The 25,859-nt window shown below is 72.4% G+C and carries 21 protein-coding genes and 1 pseudogene; 12 read left to right on the forward strand and 10 right to left on the reverse strand.

Going from position 1 to position 25,859, the window contains the following annotated elements:
* Positions 1-27: 27 nt before the first annotated feature.
* Positions 28-996 (reverse strand): helix-turn-helix transcriptional regulator, encoded by a 969-nt coding sequence (locus ACZ52J_RS26895; protein ID WP_360496439.1) that lies wholly within the window; start codon positions 994-996, stop codon positions 28-30.
* Positions 997-1,146: 150 nt separating this feature from the next.
* On the opposite strand from ACZ52J_RS26895, the gene ACZ52J_RS26900 reads away from it, so the two are divergent.
* Both ACZ52J_RS26900 and ACZ52J_RS26905 read left to right on the forward strand, forming a co-directional pair.
* Positions 1,147-2,622 (forward strand): MFS transporter, encoded by a 1,476-nt coding sequence (locus ACZ52J_RS26900; RefSeq protein ID WP_465622365.1) that lies wholly within the window; start codon positions 1,147-1,149, stop codon positions 2,620-2,622.
* 71 nt (positions 2,623-2,693) lie between these two features.
* Positions 2,694-2,915: a KTSC domain-containing protein gene (locus ACZ52J_RS26905; protein ID WP_465622366.1), complete on the forward strand. Its 222-nt coding sequence runs from the start codon at positions 2,694-2,696 to the stop codon at positions 2,913-2,915.
* Here ACZ52J_RS26905 and ACZ52J_RS26910 read toward each other — a convergent pair.
* The gene (locus tag ACZ52J_RS26910; RefSeq protein ID WP_465622367.1) at positions 2,888-3,172 is read right to left on the reverse strand and encodes a DUF2087 domain-containing protein; all 285 of its coding nucleotides are present in this window, start codon (positions 3,170-3,172) and stop codon (positions 2,888-2,890) included. The two genes, ACZ52J_RS26905 and ACZ52J_RS26910, sit on opposite strands and share 28 nt — an antisense overlap.
* A 43-nt stretch (positions 3,173-3,215) precedes the next feature.
* Positions 3,216-3,860 carry an HhH-GPD-type base excision DNA repair protein gene (locus ACZ52J_RS26915; RefSeq protein ID WP_465622369.1) on the reverse strand — a complete coding sequence of 215 codons (645 nt, stop codon included), beginning with the start codon at positions 3,858-3,860 and terminating at the stop codon, positions 3,216-3,218.
* Between the two features lie 261 nt (positions 3,861-4,121).
* On the opposite strand from ACZ52J_RS26915, the gene ACZ52J_RS26920 reads away from it, so the two are divergent.
* The 4 genes from ACZ52J_RS26920 (at position 4,122) to ACZ52J_RS26935 (ending at position 8,857) form a co-directional block, all read left to right on the forward strand.
* Entirely contained in the window at positions 4,122-4,469 is a 348-nt protein-coding gene (locus tag ACZ52J_RS26920; RefSeq protein WP_465622370.1) for a DoxX family protein, read from the forward strand.
* Between the two features lie 363 nt (positions 4,470-4,832).
* Positions 4,833-7,316 (forward strand): terpene synthase family protein, encoded by a 2,484-nt coding sequence (locus ACZ52J_RS26925; protein ID WP_465622371.1) that lies wholly within the window; start codon positions 4,833-4,835, stop codon positions 7,314-7,316.
* Positions 7,317-7,458: 142 nt separating this feature from the next.
* Positions 7,459-8,256, forward strand: coding sequence for a VOC family protein (locus tag ACZ52J_RS26930; RefSeq protein WP_465622372.1), 798 nt, complete (start codon positions 7,459-7,461; stop codon positions 8,254-8,256).
* An 88-nt stretch (positions 8,257-8,344) separates the two neighbouring features.
* On the forward strand, positions 8,345-8,857 hold the full coding sequence (locus tag ACZ52J_RS26935) for a DinB family protein (RefSeq protein WP_465622374.1): 513 nt from the start codon (positions 8,345-8,347) through the stop codon (positions 8,855-8,857).
* 37 nt (positions 8,858-8,894) lie between these two features.
* Here ACZ52J_RS26935 and ACZ52J_RS26940 read toward each other — a convergent pair whose 3' ends face one another.
* Entirely contained in the window at positions 8,895-9,668 is a 774-nt protein-coding gene (locus ACZ52J_RS26940; RefSeq protein ID WP_465622375.1) for an ArsR/SmtB family transcription factor, read from the reverse strand.
* Positions 9,669-9,732: 64 nt separating this feature from the next.
* Between ACZ52J_RS26940 and ACZ52J_RS26945 the strand changes: the two genes are divergently transcribed.
* Both ACZ52J_RS26945 and ACZ52J_RS26950 read left to right on the forward strand, forming a co-directional pair.
* Positions 9,733-11,064, forward strand: coding sequence for a cytochrome P450 family protein (locus tag ACZ52J_RS26945; RefSeq protein ID WP_465622377.1), 1,332 nt, complete (start codon positions 9,733-9,735; stop codon positions 11,062-11,064).
* A 92-nt stretch (positions 11,065-11,156) separates the two neighbouring features.
* Positions 11,157-12,026, forward strand: a pseudogene (locus tag ACZ52J_RS26950) (isocitrate lyase/PEP mutase family protein); the annotation flags it as partial.
* A gap of 12 nt (positions 12,027-12,038) precedes the next feature.
* Here ACZ52J_RS26950 and ACZ52J_RS26955 read toward each other — a convergent pair.
* Positions 12,039-12,815 carry a TetR/AcrR family transcriptional regulator gene (locus ACZ52J_RS26955; RefSeq protein ID WP_465622378.1) on the reverse strand — a complete coding sequence of 259 codons (777 nt, stop codon included), beginning with the start codon at positions 12,813-12,815 and terminating at the stop codon, positions 12,039-12,041.
* 266 nt (positions 12,816-13,081) lie between these two features.
* On the opposite strand from ACZ52J_RS26955, the gene ACZ52J_RS26960 reads away from it, so the two are divergent.
* Together ACZ52J_RS26960 and ACZ52J_RS26965 are read left to right on the forward strand one after the other, a co-directional pair.
* A complete protein-coding gene (locus ACZ52J_RS26960; protein ID WP_465622379.1) occupies positions 13,082-14,647 on the forward strand; it encodes an MFS transporter in 1,566 nt (521 codons plus the stop codon).
* A 153-nt stretch (positions 14,648-14,800) separates the two neighbouring features.
* Positions 14,801-15,523: a helix-turn-helix domain-containing protein gene (locus tag ACZ52J_RS26965; RefSeq protein WP_465622380.1), complete on the forward strand. Its 723-nt coding sequence runs from the start codon at positions 14,801-14,803 to the stop codon at positions 15,521-15,523.
* 89 nt (positions 15,524-15,612) lie between these two features.
* Here the strand turns inward: ACZ52J_RS26965 and ACZ52J_RS26970 are convergent, their stop codons facing one another.
* From ACZ52J_RS26970 to ACZ52J_RS26985, 4 genes are all read right to left on the reverse strand, one after another.
* Entirely contained in the window at positions 15,613-16,017 is a 405-nt protein-coding gene (locus ACZ52J_RS26970; protein ID WP_465622382.1) for a VOC family protein, read from the reverse strand.
* A gap of 120 nt (positions 16,018-16,137) precedes the next feature.
* Entirely contained in the window at positions 16,138-18,456 is a 2,319-nt protein-coding gene (locus ACZ52J_RS26975; RefSeq protein ID WP_465622383.1) for a helicase-associated domain-containing protein, read from the reverse strand.
* 361 nt (positions 18,457-18,817) lie between these two features.
* Positions 18,818-20,347, reverse strand: a complete 1,530-nt coding sequence (locus ACZ52J_RS26980) for a serine hydrolase domain-containing protein (RefSeq protein WP_465622385.1) — start codon at positions 20,345-20,347, stop codon at positions 18,818-18,820.
* Between the two features lie 216 nt (positions 20,348-20,563).
* Positions 20,564-21,190 carry a TetR/AcrR family transcriptional regulator gene (locus tag ACZ52J_RS26985; protein ID WP_360496376.1) on the reverse strand — a complete coding sequence of 209 codons (627 nt, stop codon included), beginning with the start codon at positions 21,188-21,190 and terminating at the stop codon, positions 20,564-20,566.
* Between the two features lie 110 nt (positions 21,191-21,300).
* Between ACZ52J_RS26985 and ACZ52J_RS26990 the strand changes: the two genes are divergently transcribed.
* Positions 21,301-21,969: a hypothetical protein gene (locus ACZ52J_RS26990; RefSeq protein WP_465622386.1), complete on the forward strand. Its 669-nt coding sequence runs from the start codon at positions 21,301-21,303 to the stop codon at positions 21,967-21,969.
* Positions 21,970-22,306: 337 nt separating this feature from the next.
* Here ACZ52J_RS26990 and ACZ52J_RS26995 read toward each other — a convergent pair whose 3' ends face one another.
* Positions 22,307-23,155, reverse strand: coding sequence for a hypothetical protein (locus ACZ52J_RS26995; RefSeq protein ID WP_465622387.1), 849 nt, complete (start codon positions 23,153-23,155; stop codon positions 22,307-22,309).
* Positions 23,156-24,196: 1,041 nt separating this feature from the next.
* On the opposite strand from ACZ52J_RS26995, the gene ACZ52J_RS27000 reads away from it, so the two are divergent.
* Positions 24,197-25,648, forward strand: a complete 1,452-nt coding sequence (locus ACZ52J_RS27000) for a ricin-type beta-trefoil lectin domain protein (RefSeq protein ID WP_465622389.1) — start codon at positions 24,197-24,199, stop codon at positions 25,646-25,648.
* Positions 25,649-25,859: the final 211 nt, after the last annotated feature.

The following is a 25,859-nucleotide window of genomic DNA, read 5'->3' on the forward strand; positions in this document are numbered from 1 at the left end:
ATGGGCGCGCAACGGTCCGGCCCCGGCCTAGCCCGCCCCTCCCGCGGCCCGGCCGGCGCGGGTGGCGACCGTGCGCAGGTGGTCGCGCAGCTCCGGGGGCTCGTGCACCTCGAAGTCGCAGTCGAGCAGCAGCAGTCCGCTTGCCAGCCACTTGAGGGACTCCGCGCGGGAGGTCAGGCGGCAGCTGTGGTCGTCGATCGGCTCGACCTCGTAGTCGCCGGTCCAGGGCATCCAGTTGTCGACCTCGGCGGCGGGGCGGTGCACGGTGGCGACCATGGTGTGGGCGTGCGTCCGGCGGCGCAGCTTGCTCGCCACGAACACCGCGGCGTTCTCGGCGGGCAACGGGCGCGGGGTGAAGCGGGCGCCGGTGGCGAGGGGGCCGCTCAGCCGGTCGACGCGGAACAGCCGCCAGTCGTCGCGGTCCAGGTCGAAGCCGACCAGGTACCAGCGGCGCCCGGTGGAGACCAGGCGCTCGGGCTCGACGTGCCGGCGGGTCTCGGCGCCGTCGCGGGCACGGTAGGCGAAGCGCAGGCGTTCGTGGTTGGTGACGGCGCCGGCGAGCACGGTGAGGTCCTCCGGGTCGACCGTCGGGCCGTCCCCAGTGAGCAGCGGCACGGTCGCGGTGTTGAGCGTGCCGACCCGGTGCCGCAGCCGGCTCGGCAGCACCTGGAGCAGTTTGCCGAGCGCCCGGACCGAGGCCTCCTCGATGCCGACGACCGCGTGCCCGGCGGCCGCCCGCAGCCCGACCGCGATGGCCACCGCCTCCTCGTCGTCGAGTAGCAGCGGCGGCATCGCCGTGCCCGCGACCAGCCGGTAGCCGCCGACCGCGCCCATGGTGGCCTGCACCGGGTAGCCGAGGTCGCGCAGCCGGTCGATGTCGCGCCGGATCGTCCGGGGGCTGACGTCGAGCCGCTCGGCGAGCTCGCTGCCGGGCCACTCGCGCGGGGTCTGGAGCAGGGACAGCAGGTTCAGCAGCCGGGCCGGGGTGTCGCTCATGCCCTCCAGCATGCCGGATGAACTGGGACAGGATCTGACCTACATGGCCCGTACTGTCGTGGAGGTCGAGATGAGCGAGAAGTACGGGACGTACGGGACGTGCGAGAAGTGCGGGGCATAGGGGACGTGCGAGAAGTCGAGGAGTACGGAATGAGCGTGGCGGGAGCCGACCGGCGGAGGTGGATCGCGCTGGCGATCGTGATGGTGGCCTCCTTCATGGACCTGGTGGACGTCACCATCGTCAACATCGCCATCCCCAGCATCCAGGCGGACACCGGCGCCTCCTTCAGCGCCGTGCAGTGGGTCACCGGCGGGTACGCGCTGGCCTTCGCGATCGGGCTGATCACCGGCGGGCGGCTGGGTGACATCCACGGCCGCAAGCGGGTGTTCCTGATCGGGATCGGCGGCTTCACCCTGGCGTCCGCGCTCTGCGGGCTGGCCGCCGGGCCGGAGATGCTGATCGCGACCCGGCTGCTGCAGGGCGGGACGGCGGCCCTGATGGTGCCGCAGGTGCTGTCGATCATCCACGCGACGTTCCCGGCGGAGGAGCGCGGCAAGGTGTTCGGCATGTTCGGCGCGGTGGTCGGACTGGGCGCCGTCTCCGGTCCGATGATCGGTGCGCTGCTGACGGAGGGGGACCTGTTCGGCCTGGCCTGGCGGCCGATCTTCCTGATCAACCTGCCGGTCGGCATCGCCGGACTGCTGCTCGGCCGCCGCTTCATCGACGAGTCGAAGGCCGACCAGGCCCTGAAGCTCGACCTGGTGGGCGTGGTGCTGGCCAGCCTGGGCCTGCTGATGCTGATCTACCCGCTGACCCACGGGCGGGAGGCCGGCTGGCCGCTCTGGGGATACCTGTCGATGGCCGGGAGCCTGCCGGTGTTCGCGCTGTTCGTGGCGTACGAGAAGGTCAAGGCGCGGCGGGACGGCTCGCCGCTGGTGGAGCTCACGCTGTTCCGGGTGAAGTCCTTCGCGGCCGGGATCTGCGTGCAGCTGGCCTTCGGTGTGGCACTGGGCATCTTCTTCCTGGTCTGGACGCTCTACATGCAGATCGGCCTGGGCTGGAGCCCGCTCAAGGCCGGTGCGACCGGCATCCCGTTCTCGATCGCGGTCTCCACGGCGGCCGGGCTGTCGGTGCAGAAGCTGGTGCCGCGGTTCGGACGGAAGGTGCTGCAGGCGGGCGCGCTGGTGATGGCGGCGGGTGTGCTCACGTACATCTGGGAGGCCGACCGGTACGGGACGGCGATCTCGCCCTGGCAGATGGCGCTGCCACTGGTGGTGATGGGCCTGGGCATGGGGCTGATCGTCGCGCCGATCACGGACGCGGTGCTGGCGGAGGTGCCGCGCGAGCACGCCGGTTCGGCCTCCGGACTGATCAACACCGTGCAGCAGGTGGGGAACGCGCTCGGGCTCGGCCTGATCTCGGTGGCCTTCTTCGGGGCGATGGACGACGTGGTCGCGCCGGAGGCGGTCGGGACGGCGTTCGGCGGGGCCTTCGTGCACGCGCTGTGGTGGGTCGCGGGGGTGCTGCTGGTGGTGTTCCTGCTGATGTTCGCGCTGCCGCGGCGGCGCAAGGCCGTCGGTGCGGCCGCCGAGGACGTGGTGGAGCGGGAGGCCGCTCTGGTCTGACGGGACGCACCCGTTGTGAGGGCCCCGGTCGCGCCGCGCGACCGGGGCCCTCGTCGCACACTGGGAGGGCGATGGACCGTACGGCGGTGGACTCCTCGGTGCTGCGCTCGGTCGGGTACGACCCGGCCGCGCGGCTGCTGGAGCTCGAGTTCACCGGCGGGCGGGTGTACGTGTACGCGGGCGTACCGGCCCGGGTGCACCGCGAGCTGCTGGCCGCCGACAGCCACGGGCGGTACTTCGTCCGGCGGATCCGGGGGCGGTACGCCTACCGGCGCTCCGAAACCAGCCGGTAGCTGCTGCCGTCCCGGGGGCGGGCGAGGTGGCCGGCCTCGACCAGGGCGCGGCGCAGGGCGGGGGCGTCGTCGTGCACGGTGTGCAGCACGGCGTTGACCTCGGCCTCGGTGTAGCCCCGGCCGGCTTCGAGCAGGGTGTCGGCGAGGTGGGCCAGGAGCTGCTCCCGGCGGGCTGCCTTGCGGGGGACGGTGATCAGGCGCCCGTCGGGGGCGAACAGGGCGGACACACTCGGCGGTGTCGGGGCGGTTGCGGTCATGCCGGGAGCGTCGCCCGCTGGGGCGGGGCGGGGCAACCGGTTTTCAGTGCGCGCCGGTCGGAGTCGGCGCGGCCGTCGTCCGGGTGGTGGTGCGCGGTTTGGCGGCGGCCTTGGCCTCCTTCGCGGCTCGCTTCACCTCCTGCTTGAACTCCCGTACCAGGGTGAGAGATTCGGGGCCGGTGATGTCGGCGACCGAGCGGTGCGCACCCTCCTCGCCGTACGCGCCGGCCGCGTCGCGCCAGCCCTCGGGCCGTACGCCGTACTGCTTGCCGAGCAGGGCGAGGAAGATCTGCGACTTCTGCTTGCCGAAGCCGGGCAGGGCGTTGAGGCGGCTCAGCAGCTCCTTGCCGGTGCGGACGTTCTTCCACAGCGCGGCGGCGTCGCCGTCGTACTGCGCGACGAGGAACTGGCAGAGCTGCTGCACCCGTTTGGCCATCGCGGCGGGGTAGCGGTGGACGGCCGGTTTCGCGGAGAGGAGCGCGACGAACTCCTCCGGGTTGTAGGCGGCGATCTCGTGGGCGTCCAGGTCGTCCCGGCCGAGGCGCTGGGCGATGGTCAGCGGGCCGGTGAACGCCCACTCCATCGGCACCTGTTGGTCGAGCAGCATGCCGACGAGCGCGGCGAGCGCACTCCGCCCGAGCAGTTCGTCGGCCTCGGGCTGCTGTGCGAGCCGAACGGTGGCGTTCATGGGCTTGCCCTCCTCGGAGTTGACGTCGGGTCGGCGCCCAGTCTGGTGGACGCGGGGTTGACCGAGGCGGTCAACACGCCCGTACCAGGGGAAGTCTTGGTGTTCCAAGCCTTGCCATGCCTGCATTGTTCGTTGGCGGAGCGGTTGTTGGGGTCGCCGGAGGGGGCGCGGAATATTTTTTGCCCGCGCCTGTCACATCCGCCGGGGGCGCCGGGTCAGAGGGGTGTCGAACCGAATCGCCACCGAGTGGGGAGCACTTCAATGTCCGTCGCCTACACCATCGTCACCGTCCTCGGCGCCCTCATGGTCGGCTTCTCGGCCTACTCGGTCTTCGTCGGCTCCGAGTACGTCGTCAAGCCCCTCGCCGACTACGGCGTCCCGCGCGCCTGGTGGACCTGGCTCGGCGTCGCCAAGGCGGCCGGCGCCCTCGGCCTCCTGGTCGGCCTCGCCGTCCCGGCCATCGGCTACGCGGCCGCGGTCGGCGTGATCCTCTACTTCCTCGGCGCCGTCGTCACCGTCGTCCGCGCCCGGGCCTACACCCACCTCCCCGCCCCCCTGCTCTACGTCGCCCCGGTCGTGGCGGCGCTGGTCCTGCGGCTGGCGGCCTGAGGGGGACCGGCCCGAGGGGACTGGTCCGAGGGCCATCCGACGGGGGCGGACCGATCGCGGTCCGCCCCCGTGGAGTTGGGCCTTCGGGGCGGAACGGGTGTTGTGCGGGTGGTGCGCGGGGGCTGGGGTGCGCGTGGGGGTGGGGGTGCGCTCGGCCGGATGGGTGGTTCTGGTGGGGGTGGGAGGGGTGGTGGGGCGGGGCCGTACGTACGATCCAGGGCTGGTCGCTTGCTCGGGCGGTCGTCCGAGCGGGAGTTCGAGCAGCTTGGTCATCTCATATGACTGTTCCTGTTGTGCCGGTGTGGAGTCCGGGTCGCGGGTCATTCTTGGTCCAATCGACGCGTCCAGAAAGGCTCGCCCGCCGTGACCCAGCCGTTCGAACTGCCGTCCTTCTACGTGCCGCACCCGGCACGCCTCAATCCCCACCTGGACGACGCGCGGGCCCATTCCACCGACTGGGCCCGGGAGATGGGCATGTTGGAGGGTTCCGGCGTCTGGGAACAGGCCGACCTGGAGGCCCACGACTACGGCCTGCTCTGCGCCTACACCCACCCCGACGCCTCCGCCGAGGCGCTGTCGCTGGTCACCGACTGGTACGTCTGGGTCTTCTTCTTCGACGACCACTTCCTCGACATGTTCAAGCGCACCAACGACCGGGAGGCGGGCAAGGCGCACCTGGACCGGCTGCCGCTGTTCATGCCGGCCGACCCGGCCACCCCCACACCCGAGCCGGAGAACCCGGTCGAGGCGGGTCTGGCCGACCTCTGGCGGCGCACCGTTCCGGTGATGGGCGAGGACTGGCGGATCCGGTTCGCCGAGAGCACCCGCAACCTGCTGAACGAGTCGCTCTGGGAGCTCGCCAACATCAACGCGGGCCGGGTGGCCAACCCGGTCGAGTACATCGAGATGCGCCGCAAGGTCGGCGGTGCGCCGTGGTCCGCCCAGCTGGTCGAGTACGCCGCTGCCGCCGAGGTACCGGAAGAGGTGTCGGGCTCACGCGCGCTGCGGGTGCTGATGGACGCCTTCTCCGACGGCGTGCACCTGCGCAACGACATCTTCTCGTACCAGCGGGAGGTGGAGGACGAGGGCGAACTGAGCAACGGCATCCTGGTGCTGGAACGCTTCCTGGAATGCACCACCCAGGAGGCCGCCGAGGCGGTCAACGACCTGCTCACCTCGCGGCTCCAGCAGTTCGAGAACACCGTGTTCACCGAACTGCCGGTGCTGTTCGCGGAGACCGGGATCGGCCCGGAGGGCCGAGCGAAGGTCATGGCGTACGTCAAGGGCCTGCAGGACTGGCAGTCCGGCGGGCACGAGTGGCACATGCGTTCCAGTCGGTACATGAACGGCGCTGGGGAGTCGGCGGATTCGGGCGGCGAGGTGGCGCCCGGGGCGGGCGGCGCGCTGCCGGGGCTGCCGGGCACCGGTAGCTGGTGGGACCAGTACGCGATCGGCGGCATCGGCACCTCGGCGCTGGACATCCTGCGCAGCGGCGCCGCGCGGGCGACCGCAGGCGAGGCCCAGCAGGCGGTGAAGGCCGCGGTCACGGGCGGGGCCGGTCCGGCCGAGCGGCGGGCGCGTTCACACGGGCACGTGCCGTTCCAGGCCGTCGGTCCGTCCCGGCTGCCGGAGTTCAGGCTGCCGTTCGCGCTGTCGCTGAGCCCGCACCTGGACGGCGCCCGGGAGCGGGTCCTCGAGTGGGCCGAGCGGATGGGACTCCTGGAAGCCGACCCGGCCGTCCCCGGATCCGGCATCTGGGACGCCGAGTCGATGCGCGACTACGACCTCCCGCTCTGCGCGGCCGGCATCCACCCGGACGCCACCGCCGAGCAACTCGACATCGACTCGGCCTGGTTGGCCTGGGGCACCTGGGCGGACGACTACTACCCGGTGGTCTTCGGCCGCACCCGTGACCTCGCCGGCGCCAAGCGCGCCAACGAGCGGCTGACGCTGTTCATGCCGGTGGACGGCAGCCCCGCACCCGAGCCGGCCAACGCGCTGGAGCGCGGCCTCGCCGACATCTGGGAGCGCACCGCCGGTCCGATGACCGTCGAGGCCAGGGGGCGGTTCCGCAAGACCGTCGAGGACATGACGGCGAGCTGGGTCTGGGAGCTCGGCAACCAGATCCAGCACCGGATCCCGGACCCGGTCGACTACCTGGAGATGCGCCGCGCCACCTTCGGCTCCGACCTCACCGCGAGCCTCTGCCGCCTCGGCCACGGGCAGACGGTGCCGCCGGAGGTCTACCGGCACGGTTCGATGCGTGCGCTGGAGTACTCCGCCATGGACTACGCGGCCATGATGAACGACCTCTTCTCGTACCAGAAGGAGGTCGAGTACGAGGGCGAGCTGCACAACGTCGTCCTGGTGGTGCAGAACTTCTTCAACTGCGACTACCCGTCGGCGGTCCGGATCGTCGACGACCTGATGCACTCCCGGCTGAGCCAGTTCCAGCATGTGGCGCAGAAGGAACTCCCGGTCATGTACGAGGACTTCGGGCTGGAGCCGGCGGCGCGGGAGATCCTCGACGGGTACGTGAAGGAGCTGGAGAACTGGCTCGCCGGCATCCTGCGCTGGCACGAGGACTGCCGCCGGTACCGCGAAGCGGACCTGCAGCGGCACTTCGGGGCCGAGCGGGACCTGGCGATGGCGGCGGACGCCCGCCGGGCCGCTTCGGCGGGGGCCGAGCACGCCCCCGAGCGCTCGGCCGCCGTGGATCTTTCTCGGGTGACCGGCGTGGTGCCGCTCGGTCCGACCGGACTGGGCACGACCTCGCTGCGGCCGCCGCTGAGCGGGGCGGTGCCGAGCGGGGTGGTGCCGCTGAGCTGGGCGGCGTCGAAGGGCTGAGCGGTCGTCGCGACAGGTGACCACCCGGCGCACCCGTGCGGGCCATCCCGAGCGGGTGCGCCGCGTCGTGGCTAGGCTGGCGAGTCGGGGGCCGGCGTGCGCCTTCCGGCGTGCGCACTTCGCCGCACACGAGGGCAGAGAGATGGCTGCGCTACCTGAGGGCACACCCTGTTGGGCCGACGCGATGTTCACCGACGTGGAGGCCGCGAAGGACTTCTACGGGGACGTACTGGGCTGGACCTTCGGCGAGAGTTCGTCGGAGTTCGGCAACTACACGCAGGCGTACTCGGACGGCAAGGCGGTCGCCGCCGTCGTCCCACCGATGCCCGGCCAGCAGGCGCAGTCCGCCTGGTGCCTGTACCTCGCCTCGCCGGACGCCGGCGCCACCGCCGCGCGGATCCGCGCCAACGGCGGCGAGGTGGTCATGGGGCCGATGCAGGTCGGCGACTTCGGCACGATGGTGGTCGCCAAGGACCCGGGCGGCGTCGTGTTCGGCGTCTGGCAGGCCGGGCGCCACGAGGGCTTCGAGAAGCAGGGCGAGCCCGGTGCGTACAGCTGGGCCGAACTGGTGACCCGCGAGCCGGCGAAGGCGGACGCCTTCTTCCCGGCGGTCTTCCCGTACGACGTGAAGAAGATGGACTCCGAGGAGTTCGACTACCGGATGTTCCGGATCGGCGACCGGCCGGTGCTGGGCCGGATGGGGGCGGAGGGCGACTTCCTGCCGCCCGAGGCACCCTCGTACATCAGCGTCTACTTCGCCGTGGACGACACCGACGCCGCGATCGAACGGCTGACGGCGCGCGGCGGCAAGGTGCACTTCGGGCCGATGGACACCCCGTTCGGGCGGTTCGCGGCGGTCGGCGACCCGCAGGGCGCGGCCTTCGGGATCATCGACCTCGGACGGACGGTCGGCGAGCAGCCGAACACGGTGGACGTCTGATGGGGGCGTGGCTGTCGGGGGAGGGGTTCTCGGGCGAGCGGCTGTCGGGCGAGCGGTGGTCGGGCGCGTGCCTGCCGGGGCGCGTCCGATGAGCGAGCGCGAGGAATTCGTCGAGACACTCGACAAGCACCGCGGCCTGCTGCTGCGCACCGTCCGCGACCTCACCGACGCGCAGGCGGCCGAGCGGACCACGGTCAGCGAACTCTGCCTCGGCGGCCTGATCAAGCACGTCGCGGCGGTCGAGGCCCGCTGGGGGCGGTTCATCACCGGCGGCGCGGAGGCGATGCGGAGCGGGGACGCCAACCCGGGCGGGGACGGCGGCGCCGGGGCGTGGGCCGCCCAGTTCCGGATGGCGGACGGCGAGACGCTGGCCGGGCTGCTCGACGCGTACGAGCGGGTGGCGCGCGCGACGGACGAGCTGGTCCGGACCCTGCCCGACCTCGACCTCGCCCACCCGCTGCCGCCGGCGCCGTGGTTCGAACCGGGCGCGACCTGGTCGGCCCGGCGGGTGCTGCTGCACCTGATCGCCGAAACCTCGCAGCACGCCGGGCACGCGGACATCATCCGGGAGTCGCTGGACGGGGCGAAGTCGATGGGCTGAGGGCGGAACGGCACGCGTGAGGGCGGAACGGGCGTCGTCAGGGCGCTTCCACGCCGAGGAGTTCGCGCAGCGCCCGGCCGCCGTCCGGGGTGACCCGCAGGGCCCGGCCCGAGCCGATCCGCTCCACCCAGGCGCGGTCCAGGGCGGTCCGGAAGAGCGCCGCGCCCAGCGCCCCGCCGAGGTGGCTGCGGCGCTCCGTCCAGTCCAGGCAACTGCGCACCACCGGGCGAGCGCCGCGCCGGCCCGAGCACGGCGGCAGCTCGATCGCCTGTGCGGCAAGCCAGTCCCGGCCGTGTTCGGTGACGGCGAGCCCGGCCTCGTCGGCGACCAGGCCGCGGGCGAGCAGCGCGTCGGCGACGGCCACGCCGAGGCGGCCGGCCAGGTGGTCGTAGCAGGTGCGGGCGCGGGCCTCGGCGCTCAGCCGGGTGGCCTCGCCCAGGCTGCGGGGTGCGGACGTGCCGCTGCCGCCGGACTCGGCGAAGGACGTGAGGTCCTCGAGCAGCGTGGCGACGGCGGGCGAGGCCAGCCGGACGTAGCGGTGTCGGCCCTGGCGTTCCTCGGCCAGCAGCCCGCCCGCGATCAGCCGTGACAGGTGCTCGCTGGCCGTGGACGGTGCGACGCGCGCGTGCCGGGCCAGCTCGCCGGCCGTCCAGGCGCGGCCGTCGAGCAGGGCGGAGCAGAAGGCCGCGCGGGTGGGGTCGGCGAGCAGGGCGGCGAGGGCGGCGAGCGCCGTGCCGCCGTGGTCGGAATGCCGGGGCGGCCGGGGCTGGAGAGTCGGGCGCGTCGGGTGAGTCGACGGAGTCGGGGGCATGCCTCCATGGTCGCTCGGGCACAGTTCGGCCGGGGCCGAAACGACCCGGGGCCACGATGGCGGCATGAGCGAACCGACGGTGATCTCCGGCTCCGCAACCATGGCATCCGCAACCATGACCTTCTCCCGGTACCACGACGTCACGGCGGCCCTGGCCGACCCGGCGCTGGTCCCGCTGCCCGCTGCGCCCGTCGCCCCGGGCGGGCCCGCCGGGGTGGCCCGGCTGCGGGCCGCCGTCGCCCGGTTCAGCTCGGGCGAACCGCATGCCCGGCGCCGGGCGCTGGTGCTGGCCGACCTGGAGCGGCTGGACCCGGTCGCGCTGCGGGTGGCCGCCGCGGGCGGCTTCGAACCCGACGTGCGGCTGCGGGTGGTCCGGGTACTGGCGGCGGCGCTCGGCCTGGCCGACCCGGAGGCCGTGGCGCGGGACATCGCGACGGTCGCCCGGTCGTACTTCGCGGACACGCCGGACGACCCGGCGGCGGACGCGGCGGTGGCCCGGCTGCTGCCCGCGATGGGCGACCCGGACGAGGAGACGGCCGCGAACCGGATCGGCCTGCTCGTCCAGGCCTGCGACGCCACCGCCGAGCTGGTCGAGTGCGCCCGCCGGCATGCGGACGGACTGGCCGGCGCGCTGCGCGAGGACCCGCCGGTGCGGGTGATGCGCCGCCTCGCCGCCCGGGCGACCGAGGTCGGCGGGCACGCCGTACCGGCCGGGACGCATGTGGTGCTGGACATCGCGGCCGCGCAGCCGGAGGCGCCGGACGGCGTGGCACTCACCTTCGGTGCGCTGCCCCGGATCTGCCCGGGGCGCTCGCACGCGCTGGTCATCGCGGCGGGCATCCTGTCCGGGGCCTCCGATCCTGCCGACCTGGCGTCGGTGGACTCCGAAACGGCGGCTCGGAGTGGCGTCGGCAAGGCCGAACTTGCCGGACTGGTACCGGAGATGGTCGACCACGTGCTCGCCCTGGCCGCCACCTGGACGGCCTGGGACGGACGTCCGATCGTCAACGCCGACGGCCGAACCTATACGCCACACAAGGCGGTTCGCCGCGTCACCGACCATCTCCTGGACCACCTCGCCGAGTTGGAGGCCCGGCTGGCCGACGAGCCGACCGAGCCCGACCACTGGCACGCCTCCAACGTCACCACCCCGGCCGACCTCGCCCCGTTCACCGCCGCCGACCTGGACGAGGCTCGCAGCCGCCTCACCCGGCTGGCCGGGATCTGGGCCCGCCGGGTGGCCGCGCTGCCGGACGCGTCCCTGGACGACTCGCCGGGTACCGGCTGGAGCTTCCGGCGGATCGTTCGCCACGTCGCGGGGTCCGGGTACTACGCGGACTCGGTGGGCGACCTCCGGCGGCCGGAAGCGGTGGCGGCGGCACGGGAGGACGCATGAGCCCGGCAGAACACCCAAGCCCGGCAGAACACCCAAGCCCGTACGGGCAGTTGAAGCAGAAGAACGCTGGAAAGCCCATGGACCACGGAGACCGCGCCATGACCCCGTTCGCCGCCCTGCACCACCGCCCCGGCCGCCCGCTGCTGCTCCCCAATGCCTGGGACCACGCCTCGGCAGTCGCCCTCGCCGCCGCCGGCCACCCCGCGATCGGCACCACCAGCCTGGGCGTGGCGGCCGCCGCCGGGCTGCCCGACGGCGCGGCCGCGACCCGCGCGGAGACCGTACGGCTGGCGCGGCGGCTGGGGCGCGGCGGCTTCCTGCTCAGTGTCGATGCGGAGTCCGGCTTCAGCGACGACCCGGACGAAGTCGCCGAACTGGCCGTCGAGTTGGCGAAGGCGGGGGCGGTCGGCATCAACCTGGAGGACGGTCGGGCGGACGGCACGCTGGCGCCGGTCGACGTCCACGCGGCGAAGGTCGCGGCGGTGAAGGCGGCCGTGCCGGAGCTGTTCGTGAACGCCCGCACCGACACCTACTGGTGCGCGCCGTCTGCCCCCGTGCAGGACACCCCCGCACTGGACGCCCCCGTGCAGGACGATCCCGCGCCGGCCGATCCCGCCCAGGCCGCCCCCGCGCAGGATGACCCCGAGCCGGAGACCCTCCGGCGGCTGGAGGCCTACCAGCGGGCGGGCGCGGACGGCGTGTTCGTCCCCGGGCTGGCCGAACCGGCGGCGATCGCCCGGGTGGTCGGCGCCCTCGCCGTCCCGCTGAACATCCTGTGGACGCCGACCGGCCCGGGCCTCGCCGAGCTGGCCGCGCTCGGGGTGGCCCGGGTCAGCCTCGGCTCGCTGCTGTACCGCTCCGCGCTGGCGGCGGCGGTGGCCACGGCGGCCGCCGTGCGCGCGGGCGAGCCGGTGGGGCCGGTGCCGGGGTACGCGGAGGTGCAGGCTCTCAACGAGCTCTAGAAGGAGGCGTGTTCAGCCCTGACGGTCGGTGGACCGGGCCGCCCACGAGGCCTCGATCCCGTCCAGGATCAGCCGGACGCCGCTGAGGAAGGCGGAGTCCCGGCCGCCCTCGACCTCCTCGTACGCGTGCGTGGTGTACAGCCGGTTCAGCCGGGGGTGGTCCTTGGTGGCCTCGATGACGGCGGGCAGGAGCTGGTCCATCCACTCCTGCTCCTTCCGGCCGCGCTTGGCCAGCGCGCTCAGCCAGGCGGCCTCCACGGTGGCGGACCCGATGGTGTAGCCGATGACGACGCCCATCGCCTCGTTGGCGTCGACGAGTTCGAGCCCGGACGTCTCCAGCAGTGTCAGGAAGGCCTCGGAGAGCCGCATCCAGCTGGGACCGAAGTAGACCATCCCGACGTCGCCGAGCACCGAGACCATCCAGGGGTGGCGCAGGATGACCGCGCGTACGCCCTCGGCGCACTCCTCGATGGCCGCGCGCCAGACCCTCGCGCCGCCCTCGGGGCCGGTCGTCTCCGGCAGCGGGAGTTCGGCGAAGACGTGGTCGACGGCGAGTGCGACCAACTCGTCCTTGTTGGTGACGTGGGTGTACAGCGAGGTGGCGCCGGCGTTGAGGCGCGCGCCGAGCTTGCGCATGCTCAGCGCCTCGATGCCGTCGCTGTCCAGGAGGGCGACGGCCTCGGTCACGATCTGCTCGCGGCTGAGGGCCGGTTGCTCCCGGCGGGGTCGCTGCGGTCGGGTCCACAGCGTCGGGATGCCCGATGTACCGTCCTCCGGCTTGGCCGCCATCCGGCCCTCCTCGTCACTCGTGATCACCGCCGCCGCCCGTCGGGCTCGGTCGGGTTCAGCATAAGCCGCTCCGAACGGTGTACGGCGTTGCGAACAGTGTGCGGCGTCCGTACAGTGTTCGGAGCGGCGCACACCGTATCCGTGGGGACGGCGGACGGTGTGCCCGCGCCAACTACCGATCTCGGGTTTCGAGAAGCCACAGCGGCCAGAGCGGCCGTGCGGCCCGTGCGGCCCGTGCGGCCCGAGAAGTTCGAAGGGGGAACGCGATGGAACGGAATCCGCGACGCTGGCTCATCCTGGTCGTGCTGTGCCTCAGCAGCCTGGTGCTGGTGATCGACAACATGGTGCTCACGGTGTCCATCCCGCCGATCGCGGAGGACCTCAAGGCCGGGGCGCAGGACATCCAGTGGATCATCGACTCGTACATCCTGGTCTTCGCCGGCCTGCTGCTCACCTCGGGCAGCCTCTCCGACCGCTTCGGGCGCCGGAAGGTGATGATCGTCGGACTGGCGTTGTTCGGCACCGCCTCACTGGTCGCGGCCGTCGCCGACAGCCCCGGCCAGCTGATCGCCGGACGCGTCCTGATGGGCGTCGGCGGCGCGCTGGTCATGCCGAGCACGCTCTCCATCCTGATCACCGTCTTCGACGACGACGAGCGGCCGAAGGCGATCGCCGCCTGGACCGCGGTGGCCATGGTCGGCCTGGTCGGCGGGCCCGTGCTCGGCGGCGCGCTGATCGCGTACTTCTGGTGGGGCGCGGTCTTCCTGCTCAACGTGCCGATCGCGGCCGTCGCGATCCTCGCGGCGGTGCTGCTGATGCCGGAGTCCAAGGGGCCGTGGCGTCGGCCCGACCTGACGGGCATGGTGCTGTCGATGGTCGGCATGACGGCGCTGGTCTGGTCGATCATCGTGCTGCCCCGCGACGGCTTCACCAGCGCGGGAACGCTCGGTGCGCTCGCCGTCGCCGTGGCCGCGCTGACCGGGTTCGCCGTCCGGCAGGTCCGCACCGACTCGCCGATGGTCCCGCTCACGCTGTTCCGCAACCGGGTGTTCACCGGCGCCAGCTTCTCGCTCGTCCTGCTGACCTTCGCCACCGGCGGACTGATGCTCGTGCTCACCCAGTACCTGCAGTTCGTCCTGGAGTTCTCGCCCACCGACACCGGCCTGGCCTTCATTCCGCTCGCCGTCGCCTCGCTGGTGTTCAACGGGGTGGGCGCCGCGCTCGGCAAGAAGGTCCCGGCGCGGGTGCTGACCGCCGTCGGCATGCTGGTCATCGCGGGCGGCTTCGGCCTGCTGGCCACCCTCTCGGTCGGCGACGGCTTCACCAAGGTCGCCCTGGCCATGCTGGTGCTGGGCGTCGGCTCCGGCCTCGGCATGCCGGCCGCCGCCAACGCCCTGATGGGCGCGATCCCCGGCGAGCACGCGGGCGTCGGCTCCGCGCTCAACGACACCATCCAGCAGTCGGGCGCCGCGCTAGGCGTGGCCATCCTCGGCACCGTGCTCTCCAGCACCTACACCGGCGCGATGCCCGACAGCGCCCCCGCCGCCGCGCGCCACGACATCACCGGGGCGCTCGCCGTCGCGGGCCCCACCGGGGACGGCGGGCTGGTCGCGGCCGCCCGCGAGGCGTTCAACACCGCCACCTCCACCACCTTCACGGTGGGCGGCATCGCGGTCGTGGCGGCCGCGGCGCTCACCCTGGTGCTGATGCGCGGGGGCGACGCGAAGGCCGTCGACAACGAGTTGCCGGCCGAGACGGCGGAACCGGCGGAACCGTCGACACCGGCCGAGACGGCGGAAGCGTCGGCACCGGCGGCCGAGACGGTCCGCTGAACCGCTGCTCTGCCCGACGGCCCCGATGGCTCTGACGGCCCTGCCCGACGGCCCCCGGCCCCGGCTGCCTCGTGCGGCCGGGGCGGGGGGCCGTCAGCGTTCGGCCTCGGCCATCCGGGGCACTCTCCGGCGCGGGCGCGTAGCCTTCGCCCCATGTCCTCCGAGTACGTGGAGCGCGCGTCCCGGCTGCCCGGTGCGGTCGTGTGGACGAAGCGGGCCGTCGGGCGTACGGGCGGCGGTGGGGCCGGGACTGAGCTGCCCGTGCTGCCCGACGGCTGCATGGACCTGCTGTGGACGGAGGGGCGGCTGCTCGTCGCCGGCCCGGACACCCGGGCCTTCCGTCCCGGACCAGGGCTGTCGGGCCCGTGGGTGGGCGTGCGCTTCCGTCCCGGCACCGCCCCCGGGCTGCTCGGTGTCCCCGCGCACGAGCTGCGGGACCGCCGGGTCGACCTGGCCGACCTGCGGTCCGGTGCCGAGGTGCGGCGCCTCACCGAACGGATCGACGCGGCACCCGACCCGGCCGCCGAGTTGGAGGCCCTGGCCCTGCGTCTGGCGGCCGCGGCGCAGCCCGAGGACCCGCAGGTCCGGGCGGTGGTCGCCGCGCTCGCGGCCGGCCGGTCCGTCGCGGCGACGGCCGAGGCGGTCGGCCTCGGCGCGCGTCGGCTGCACCGCCGCTCGCTCGCCGCCTTCGGCTACGGTCCCAAGACGCTCGCCCGGATCCTGCGCATGCAGCGCGCCCTCGCGCTGGCCCGCTCCGGCGTCCCGCTCGCCGAGACGGCGGCTCGGACGGGCTACGCGGACCAGGCTCATCTGGCGCGCGACGTACGCGAGTTGGCGGGCATGACGGTGACCGCCCTGCTGTCCTCCCAGCGATAGCTCGGCGCTCGCTCAGCGATGGCTCAGCGATGGCTCGACGATCGTCCAGCGGTCGTTCGCCGCTCGCTCGGCGGCCGGTCAGCGGGCGGTCAGGGCAGCGGCGCGAGCAGGTCCACCCCGTTGCCGTCCGGGTCGTGCACCACGGCGTACCGCTGGCCCCAGAAGGCGTCCCACGGCTTCAACTCCCCGTGGTACCCGGCGCCGGTCAGTTCCTCGTACAACGCGTCCACGTGCGCGGGGCCCTGGCAGCGGAACGCCAGCGAGGTGCGCCCACCGCCGGCCGGCGGTTGCCAGGCCGGGTGGAACGAGCGGATGGTGGACTCGGCGTCGAGCACCAGGAGCAGCCCGCCGGGCAACTCGGCCTCGACGTGCGGCGCCTGCTCGACGCCCTCGGGGAACTCGATGCCGAGCCGCCGGTAGAAGGCGACCGAGGCGCCCATGTCGGATACGGCGAGCCCGATGAAGACGAACTGCGGTGCGGGTGTGCTGGTCATGCCGCCACGCTAGGCAGCTCCCGGCCGCCGGGTCTTGAACGAATCGGACACCCACCCCGCGGACAGCTGGGGTGCGGGCCCCCGGCTCCGTGCCGCGTCTCCTCCTTGCGGCGTTCCCGGCTACGCGGGCATCACCCCGTGGATGCGGGAGAGGGTGAACATCCGCTCGTCATCGCGCAGGTGGCACCAGGCGTGGAGGTAGGGCTCATCCAGTTCGAGGCGGCTGAGGGTGCGGACGGTCGCACTGCCCGAGGCGGAGATGTACTCGATCGTGATCGTCTGCCCCTCGTTGACGGCGTGGGCCAGCTGACGGACGTCGGTGAAGGACAGGTTGCGTGCGGTCCCCGCGATGATCTCCTCGGTGTCGCTGTTGTAGGGGCGCCCGTCCCAGGGGTCGGGCTCCGGGACTTCCTGCGGGGTCGCCTGCAGCCGGGTGGCGAGGGCCCTCAGGTCGGCGGCCGGCCGAGCGCTCGAGACGCGGGCGAACGTGGGCTGTTCCTTGCCGGCCCTGCGCGGGGCAGGGACCGGGCCCGCCGCTCGGTGCTGCTTGGCCCGCTCGATGCGGACGGACCCGTCGGATTTCTCGGCGACGGGGGCGTAGCCCGCCGACCGCAGTGCCGCGAGCGTCTTGTCCGCCGGTGTCCGGCTCACCAGCACCGTCGGTGCCAGGAGCCGCAGGCCGAGCGGGGCGAGCTTGCGGTGGGCGGCCAACTCGGCGAGTAGCGCGGGCTCCGCGCCGTGGATCACGCAGGCCGCGGAGAGGACGCGCACCCGGCCGTGGCCGCGCGCGGTGTCCTGGATCAGGTACGAGAGCGGCTGGGGGAGCGGCGCGACGGCGACGGCGGCCAGGTCGGCCGTCAGCGCGTCGGGGGTACGGCCCGCGTCGAGTGCGCGGCGGACGCTTCCGGGGCTGAACCGCCACACGGACGCCGCACCGGAGGTCTCCCGGTCGGCGACGGAGTCCAGCAGCATGACGAGGGATGCCGAGGGCGTGCCGGCGACGACGGCGGTGAGATCGCTGCCGAAGCGGGCGGTGCCCGTGGACGCGGGCAGCAGCTGCCGACAGGCGGCGGCCACCGCGTCGGCGTCATCGGCGAGCAGGGCCGCCCCGATCGGGGACAGGGCCCCGAGGGCGAGCACTCCGAGCAGCTCCGATTCGCGGATCAGGGTGGCGAACGGGGTGGCGTCCTGAGCGAGTTCGTCGACGAGTGGACGCTGCCACACGATCAGCGCCCCCAGGTCTGCCGGGTCCGTCGCGCCCTCGCCCGCCGGGAGCTTCGCCGCGGCCGCGAGCAGCCCGTGCCGGCCCTGCACACAGCCTTCGCAGGGCGGTGTTCCGGCGAGGGCGGGCAGAGACTTCCCGTCCTCGTCCCGGCTCCCGCCGGGGGTTCGCGGCAGTGTCCACCAGGCCCGGAGGAGTACGGCGAGCCGGTGGGCCGGTTCCTCCTCCGCCCAGCTGTCGTAGGCCTCGGTCGCCGCGACCCGGTCCCCGTCCCGGGCCAGCAGTCCTGCCGCGTCGGCCGCCTCCAGCACGACGCGCACCACGATCTCCTCGCAGTGGGCGGCCTTGCCGAGTCGGGACAGCTCACGGGCGCCGATCCCGCCGGCTTTGAGCCGGGCCGGTGGAGCGGCGGCGCACGCCGTGAGGACGGAGGAGGCGTGGGCGGCGAACGCCATGGCGGCGGCCGCGGCTTCCCGGTCGATCTCCGACCCGGTGACGGGCGCCGACCGCACGACGGGCGGGGCGGGGGTGAACGGAGCGTGCCAGCCGGTGCCGCGCAGGGCGAGCGCCACCTCGGCGGGAATGCGGGCGGGCCCGTACCGGTGTCGGTCCCGGATCAGCAGTCCGCGCTCCAGCGCCCACCGCTCGCCCGGCGCGGAGTCGGACGGGGCCCCGAACACGATGAAGGCCGGGCGCTCCGGGGCCCGACTCGCCCGCTGCTCAAGGAGTTTCCGGGTGTCGGCGGGGGCCTTGGCCACCAGTGCGGTGACCCGCTCCGGATCGCTGTGGTGGTCGATCAGTGCCGCCAGCCGCTGCTGTTTCCGTCCCGTCGGCCTGATGCGCAGGGCCGTCAGCATGCGGCCCAGATCGTCGGAGGTCGTGTCCGCGAGCAGCTGTGCCAGTCGCGCGTCCAGCCCCAGGGGCGAGTCCCACGCCCGCCGCAGCGGCGCCGCCGTGTGCAGCCGCCCGTCGTCCCCCGGCCACACCAGGGCGCGATCGGCCAGCGCCTCCAGCACCGCGTCCAACCGGCGGGCGCGGTCCCCGTCCGTCGCGTCCAGGACGTCCGCCAGGACGTCCGGGGCGGCGGGTGACAGTGCGGCGACGGCCTCCGCCACCTGAAGCTCGGGCAACGTGAGCCGGGGCAGGGCCAGCGCCACCGACGCCGGGCGTTGAAGCCGGTCCGCCAGTTCGCCGACCGACTGCGGCTCCGGAGCCACCGCGGCGTCCGGCCGTGCTGTCAGGACTCGTACCAACCGCGGCCCGTCGACACCGCGCAGCCACGCGGCCAGAGCCGATCCACTCGCCTTACCGATGGGAAACACCTCACCACAGAGAACGGACTGCGTCCCGGGCCGAACGGCCGGAGGTTCAAGAATGGCGTACCGGGGCAGTGGTGCGCCCGTCACACGGCGGAAGGGTGCACGCCCGCGCCAACGTGCTCACGGGGCCGCCGGGCCGGCTTGCCGCCGCCGGTGGGGTGGGCGGCGGCAAGCGGGGCGGGGCCAGGCCGACTTGGCGAGTCGGGCGGGCTCGGCGGCGCCGGGCGGGCCCGGGGTCAGGCGGTCTCGGCGGGCGGGGTCAGGCGGACTTGGCGGTGGCGCGGACGCCGAAGTGGACGTAGCGGGTGCCGTCGGGGAGGGCGTAGAAGACGACGGGGATCCAGGCGTCCTTGTCGTTGCGGCGGCCGGCGAAGACGGTCTTGGTGGGGGTGTCGGAGATCGGGGTGAGGTGCCAGACGAGCGGGTCGAAGGTGCCGGCGAGGCCTTCGACGCCCTCGTAGCGCAGGTCCAGCACGCCCTCGCCCGTGACCGCGCCGTCGCCCTCGGTGCGGGCGGTGATGGTCATGAGGAAGCCCTCGCGCTTGTAACTGCCGGTGAAGGGTGCCGTGTCGACGGCCGGGGGGTTCTCGGCGGGCCCGAACGTGGGCATGGTGACTCCGGCGAGTTCGGCGCTCAGTTCGCGGCAGAGGGCCTCGTGGACCTTCGGCGCGGCGCCGCCGCCGTTGGTGAGCAGGGCGATGGCGAGCCCCTTCTCCGGAATGGCCCGCAGGTAGGCGAGTTGGCCGAAAGTGCTGCCGTCGTGGCCGAAGCCGCGAGCGCCGTCCCATTCGAACAGGCCCCAGCCGAGGCCCCAGTGGGCGCCGAGGAACCACTGGTCGGGCATCTCGACCTCGCGGGTGAGCATCGCCTCCACGGCGGCGGCGGAGAGCACCCGGGTGCCGTCGGGCGCGGTGCCGCCGTCGATGAACAGGCGGGCGAAGCGGACCACGTCGGCCGCGGTGGCGCTGATGCCGCCGTACGGGCCGGCGGAGCGGGGCAGCATGTTCCACAGCGGGGTGGGCGTCGGGTCCTCGCCGGGCTCGCCCATGTGTCCCATGGCGGCGCGGAAGCGCAGGACCTCCTCGGGCAGCGTCATGGTGTGCTCGAGTCCGAGCGGGTCGCAGATCAGTTCCTTGAGCGCCTCGTCCCAGGTCAGGCCGGTGACCACCTCGACGATCCGGCCGAGGACGTTGTAGGCGGTGCTGGAGTAGGACATGGTGGCGCCGGGCGGGTTGGTGAGGCCGACGGTGCGGGTGCCGTCGATGTAGCGGGCCAGGCAGTCGTCGCCGCGGCCCGTGTCGTTCACGTAGTCGCCCTCGATCCCACTGGTGTGGTTGAGGAGTTGACGCGGCGTGATGGTGCGGGCGGCCTCGGCGTCGGCGAGGGCGAAGTCCGGCAGAATCGTCACGACCGGCTGGTCCAGGTCGAGCTTGCCGGCGTCGGCGAGGCTCAGCACGAGGGCGGCGGTGTAGCCCTTGCTGACCGAGCCGATCTGGAACACCGAGTCGGTGGTGGTCTCGACACCGGTGCCGGTGTGCAGGATGCCGCTCGCCAGTTCGTGGATCTCCCCGTCGGCGAGGACGGCCAGTACGGCGCCGGGGATGTGGTGGGCGGTGAGCAGTTCGTCGAGCCGGCGCTGCCAGTGGGCGGTGTCGAACGCCCCTGCGGTGCCCGCCCGGCCCAGTGCCCGGTCGACGGCCTGGGCGGCCTCCCGGTTGGAACGGTCCACGAGCTTGGCGACCTCGCGGTCGACGTTGTCCGAGAACTCCTTGTACATGTCCTTCGACACGGTTTCCCTCCCCTGGTGACAGGTGGCGCGAGGGCGCTCCACCTCTTTCGAACATCGTTTGAAACGATCTCGATGCGATCCTGGTTCCGAGTGTTCGAGGAGTCAAGCGCGTTCCGAAGCGGACACCGGTCGGCGAGGCGGCGGTGGCTGCCGGCGACCGCCGGTCACTGCCGCGGTTGTCGGCGACTGTCGGTGGTTGTCGGCGGCTGTCGGTGGTCAGGAGAGCGCCGCGAAGCCCGCACAGAGCAGGCGGATGCTCCGCGTGAACTTCTCGTCCTGGCTCAGGCGTGGGATCAGCGGCCCCATGAGCAGGGGGAACTGCTCGCACAGTTCGGCGTAGCGCTCGCCGGTGACGGCCGGTGCCGTCGTCGGCTGGTTCTGCTCCTGGAGGACGAATCCGGTGACGTGGCTGAGCAGGGTGTCGGCGGCGATGCCGCAGTGGTCGGCGGGCAGGCCGGCGTCGAGGAGGGTGCGCAGCAGACGTTCCATCAGGGAGAGGGAGCCCGGGCTCAGGATGCCGGGGCTCTCGGCGAGGAGTTGGGCGCCGCCGGGGTGCTGTTTGATGCTCAGACGCAGGGTGGTGGCCTGGGCCTCGATGCGGTCCTGCCAGGTGGCGGCGGGTGGGAGGGCGGCCAGGGTTGCGGTGCCGGCGTCGTACGCCTGGCGGCAGACCCGGTCGGCCATGAGGGCGAGCAACTCGTCCTTGCCGCGCACGTGGTAGTACAGACTGCCGGCGTGGGCGTCCAGACGGTCGGCGACCTGGCGCATGGACAGGTTCTGGTAGCCGACCTCGGCGAAGACGGCCATGCCCGCGTTGACGATGCGCTCCTTGGTGAGCTTCATGCATCCCACCGTACAACGTTTTCCAACACTGTTCGAAAACTGTGCTAGCTTTGCGCCATCAGGTTTTCGAACGGCGTTGGGAAGCGCCGAAACCGGGGGAGGGGCAGGCAATGGAGGCGATCGTCTTCAACGTGACCACGGCCGCACTGATGGTCATGATGGTCAACAGCGGGCTCGGCGTGGTCGGTCGCGACACCCTGCGCGGACGGCCGCTCCCCTGGGCGGCGATCGCCCTGACCGTGCTCGCCGTCGGCGGTGTCCTGCTCCAGCTGGCCTGGTCCGGCGCCATGGACGCGCTCGACGGAGACCCGTCGAAGTCCGGCTGGTGGCGCGAGTTCACCTCGGTGTTCATGCAGAACGGCGGCCTCTTCGGCGGCCTGTGGAACCTCGTCACCCTCGCCGCCGTCGCCGCCCTCGCCCAGTGGTACTGGGGCGGCACGCTCACCCTCGTCTTCTTCTTCGCCGGCATCGTGCTGCCCGGCCGCATCGACAGCCTGCTCGGCTTCGGCGACGAACCCAGCACCGACCCCCGCAACTTCGCCGGCAGCTCCGGCGCCACCTACTTCCTCGGCGCCACCCTCGCCCTCGCCTTCCTCACCCGCACCCGCCTCCCCAAGGAGATCGCCCTGGCCGCCGGCGTTCCGGTCCTCGGCCTCGCGATGTGGTTCGCCCAGGACAACGGCCACGGACTGGTGTCCGTCTACGGGTTCATCCTCGCGGCGGCCGTGTGGGCGGTCCGCAGCCGACTGGTCCGCCCGGCATCCAGCCAGACGGCCTGACAGCCCGACGGCCTCACCCACGGCCTCCAGGCCCGGACCGCACCACGCGGTCCGGGCCTTCGTGCTGCCATGGCCGGCAGAGGCGGAGGATACGAGATTCGAACTCGTGAGGGATTGCTCCCAATGCGCTTTCCAACTGTTCGTCCGGCCGTTCGGCGGCGATCGCAGGCGTCCTGACCTGCGGCGGACCGGCTCGCCTGCTGGGCTTCGAACGGTGCTGGACGGGGGTGAAGGCAACCAGAACTGCAACCATGCCGGGTCATGCCTGAGCAATGGACTGTCTCCGCCTCGGCCGCCCGCAGAGGCTCCCGTCGGCAACCGTGGTGGATCACCCTCCTCAGGGGCGTTCAAAGACCTGAAGCGCTCCGCCGACGGAGAAGCACAGCGCGCCGGTGAGGGTTCCCCAGTTGGCGATCGTGGCGTTGATCAGGCTTCCGGTGCTCGGGCGGGTGAAGGCGGCCAGTGCCGAGACCATGAAGAGTACGGAACCGAGCTGGTTCACCGCGACGATCCACCAGCCGAGGCTCCGTGATCGGACGCAGGGCCGCGAGCGATGACAGATCTCGACGAAGGCGAGATGCCCGGACACCAGGAACAGCATGCAGCCGACGACATCGGGCGCCCAGATCAGCCGGTTGACCTGCTGAACGGTGAGCCCTTGAAGGAATGAGTCCAGCAGATTGACCGCGAACACCAGCGTTCCTGCGAAGAGCACCGCTGTACTGAGCCAGCCGACGTCCATCGGCTCGTAACTCCACCATCTCCAGCGGGGTGTGCTCACTGGATCTGTTGGCCCTGAGCGGCGGGGGGCGTTGACGACCTGCAGCAACGCGGCGTAGCCGCCCGTGTTGAAGAAGAGGCCCCCCGCGAAGTAGATACAGGCGCTCACCATCGGATCTCCGGATCCGAACTGGGCGACAGCCGCCCCGGCAGCGAACAGGGCGCCACCGATGATGAAGGCGACCGAGGCGATGATGTTGACTCTGCGCAACCGGCCGAGGCCGGCAGCATCGACGCCGGCGCTCGTCGTCGTGCTTGCCGGCCCTTGCGCGGCACGTACGGTGATCACACCGCATCTGCGTGCCAACCTGGACTCCCACACCGTCGTGCCCCCCTCAGGGAGACCCCAGGTGCGCCGGGTAACGAACGGTCCGGCGCCTTCCACGTGCTGCTCAGCCCTTCGCACGAGCCGAGCGTAACGATCGGGTCGCACGTTGTCGGAGAGAAACGGAGCGCCATTCGGCTGACGCGGGAGCGGAAAGGCCGACGGGCGGCGCCCGGGATCGCAGGCTGCCCGCCGTTCGGCCTGGCTGGGGACGCCGGTGCCGGTCGTGGGCGGCGCCAGCCAGGCCGGCCGATCCGGCGGTGCCGCGCGCTTCACTGCGTCGGGCCGGACGGCAGGCTGAGCAGGCCGAGTTGAAGATGCTCTCTGCGCCACGGACTCCTAACCCCCCCCTCGGCGTCCTGAGCAGCCGCGAGCTGATGGGACATCAGAATGGTCGGCCCCGCAGCAACGACACCGATCTGGAATATGTAGGTCGCATTCGAGTCGTAGACGGAGCCGCCGTAATGCCGCCGGCCGACGGGGAGCTCGGGCGCGGCGCCAGTACCGGAGCCTTTGGATGACCGTGAACGGGACTGAATGCAACCAGAACTGCAACCCTCCAGCGGGTCAGCCGGCAGGCGTCCATCGCTTGATCACGACCGGAGAGCTGTGGGGAGTGGGCCAGACCTGGAGGTGGACCTGCCCCCCTCTTCTGGCGCCTCGGGTCCCCGGACCGCTGAGCGGTCGGGGCCCTCGTTTGCCCTGATGGGCAGAGGCGGAGGATACGAGATTCGAACTCGTGAGGGATTGCTCCCAATACGCTTTCCAATTCTCCCGAACCCCGTCCGCCGGGGTTCACATGTGTTCTGGCCTGCGCCGGAGTGTCTGACCGGACAGCGGCTGAACCCGGCCGGACGGGGGTGAACGAGACCAGAACTGAGACCAGGAGGGGGCGCAGGCGGCGGCGCGCAGGTAGCGAGGTGGGCTCCGAACTTCCTTTCTCGCTGGCATCGAATCGACTGCGTCCTCGCCGGTTGGGGCAGCGCGGTTGTCGGCGCGGGCGACTCTAAGATCATCGACACGATGACTAGGGGGGTCCTCATGCGAGGCTTCGACTCGGCGCGACGCCGAGTGGCACTGTCGGGCGCCGCACTTCTGTGTGCGGCCAGCGGATTCGGCCCGTTGAGCGGGGAGGCGGTCGCGGCGGCCGGCACGGTGTGCGGGCAGAACACGCTCACCGTGTCAGGTAGTTACGAGCTCGGCCCCGGCGAGTGGAACGCCGACCCGACGACGGTGAGCCAGTGCGTCACCACCGACGGCGGCGCGGATTTCACGCTCTCCACCAGCCAGTTGACGGCCGGCAGCATCACCAACCCCAACCAGGGGCCGGGGGCCTACGCGTACATCAAGCCCACCCAGGGCCTGCCGATCCCGGTCGCCTCGCTCGGTGACGCGACGAGCACCTGGCACACGACCCAGGGCGCCGCGGGTACCTACGATGCCGCGTACGACCTCTGGTTCAGCAGTAACGCGACCAGCTGTGACCCGACCACCAGCGACGAGCTGATGATCTGGCTCAACGGCCAGGGGCCGCAGGCCAAGCCCTACGGGCCGACCACCGTCGGCACGGTCGACATCGGCGGTACGGGCTACCAGGTGAACGCGGCGACCATCTCGCCGACCCATCACCTGATCAACTATCAGCTGCCGACCGCGACGAGCGCAGTCGACCACCTCGACCTCCGGCTGTTCGCCATCGACGCGATCAGCCGGGGCTACCTGCCCCAGGCGAAGTACCTGTGCGGAGTCTCCGCCGGCTTCGAAATCTGGGAGAACGGCACCGGCCTCGCCACCAAGTCCTTCTCCTTCGAGCCCGTGGCCGGCCTGCCCACCGGTACGGTCTCCTCGGGCATCCCGGGCCGCTGCCTGGACGACTTCCGCGCTGCGACGACCGACGGCAACCCGGTCGTTCTTTGGGGCTGCAACGGCACCAATGCGCAGACCTGGACCTTCGCCAACGACGGGACCCTGCAGGTGCTGGGCAAGTGCCTGGAGCCGACCGGTACAACGTCCGGGAGCCTGATCGTGCTCGGCTCCTGTGCCGAGGCCGCCGCGAAGTGGCGCCCCGGGGCCTCGCACTCGCTGGTGAACATCGGAACCGGTCTCTGCCTGGACGACCCCGGCGCCTCCACCACCTGGGGAGTGCAGCTGCAGCTCTACACCTGCAACGGCACCCCCGCCCAGCAGTGGCGGCTACCCTACAACGGCGTGCAGATCTCCGGTGGACTCACCAACGCGGCCGCCCAGAAGTGCCTCACCGACGGTTCGGCGGGTGCGCCTGCGGTGCTCTCGTCCTGCACCTACAGCGGCTCGCAGATCTGGACACTCGGCAACGACGGCAGCCTCCGTGCCCTCGGCCTCTGCCTGCAGCCGGCCACCGGCACAGCAGCCACCCTGGCGACCTGCGACGGCAGCGCAGGCCAGCACTGGGTCGTCCACCCGAGCGGCTACCTGAGCCACCCGTCCGACGGCCTCTGCCTGGACGACCCCCAGAGCTCCATAGCCGAAGGCGTACAACTCCGACTCGCGGGCTGCACCACCAGCCCCAGCCAGACGTGGTACCTGCCGGCCTGACCGAGTAATGGCCCCGTGCGTCCGCACGGGGCCATTGTCAGGGCGGGCGCAGTGCACGGCCGGAGCCCCTGGAAAGGCGGATGAGACTGTGAACGCCGAGGGCCCCGACCGCTGAGCGGATGCTGTTGGTTAACTCCGCCCCGTTGGATCTCATCCAACGGGGCGGAGTGCTGCGAAGGGTGAGATGCGGGTTTTGGCGAGTGGTCTGCCG

Source organism: Kitasatospora sp. NPDC034035 (genome assembly GCF_055575755.1).